The organism is Metasolibacillus meyeri (assembly GCF_003049505.1).
GTDB classification, from domain to species: Bacteria; Bacillota; Bacilli; order Bacillales_A; family Planococcaceae; genus Metasolibacillus; species Metasolibacillus meyeri.
The window spans coordinates 1-741 of record NZ_PYWN01000269.1 but is presented as its reverse complement, the minus strand read 5'-3'; the positions used below and the strand labels follow the sequence as shown (position 1 = coordinate 741).

Below are 741 nucleotides of genomic sequence, written 5' to 3'. Positions count from 1 at the left end.
TACAGAATATACAGTTAATATAATCAAATAAAAGATAAATCCCAACTGCATAGCTTTTGTATTATTATTTTTTTCTTCATCTGTCATTTTTCTAAAAAACAATCTCGAGTCCTCCCTTAATTATACATTTCAAGTTCTATATTTTTTCCTTCTTGCATATCAACACTCCCATTTATAATAAACAAACTTCAAGCTTTGCCCATTCATTTCAAATACTGCATCGCTTGTCCTAATATATGTGAAGCCATTTTTCTCTAGTATTTTTTGTGAGGCAATGTTATTAGTCGTTGTTTGCGCTGCAATTTGTTGGATTCCTTTATCCTCTATGGTCGTTAATAATAGCTGTAACGCTTGATTCGCAATTCCTTTCCCTATGTACGCTTCGCCCACTCTATACCCGAGATGACCAAGATGCTGATTTTTATCAATATCCGTTAGATTGATTCTTCCTACAATTTGTCCACCTTCATTTTTTATCAAATAGAAATATGATAACTCTTGCATTTGCTCTTTTAGCAATTCTTTATTTTTTCTTTTAAATGTTTCAAAATGGTAATAATCATCGCCACGACTAGGCACCGTCTTTTCAAAATATGTTCTATTTTCAAGTTCAAATTCATACAAATCTTGCATATCAATATATTCTAATTTTCCCAATGTAATCTTCATATAAACACCTACCCATGATATAAAACCCCTCTTCCCCTTTATTATACCAATATCTGTCTCTTATACACATCT

At 31.4% G+C, this 741-nt stretch carries 1 protein-coding gene; it reads right to left on the bottom strand.

All coding sequences use genetic code 11. From position 1 onward, the window contains the following. Window positions 1–159: 159 nt before the first annotated feature. Window positions 160–669: a GNAT family N-acetyltransferase gene (locus C9J34_RS21565; RefSeq protein WP_107842203.1), complete on the bottom strand. Its 510-nt coding sequence runs from the start codon at window positions 667–669 to the stop codon at window positions 160–162. Window positions 670–741 lie beyond the last annotated feature (72 nt).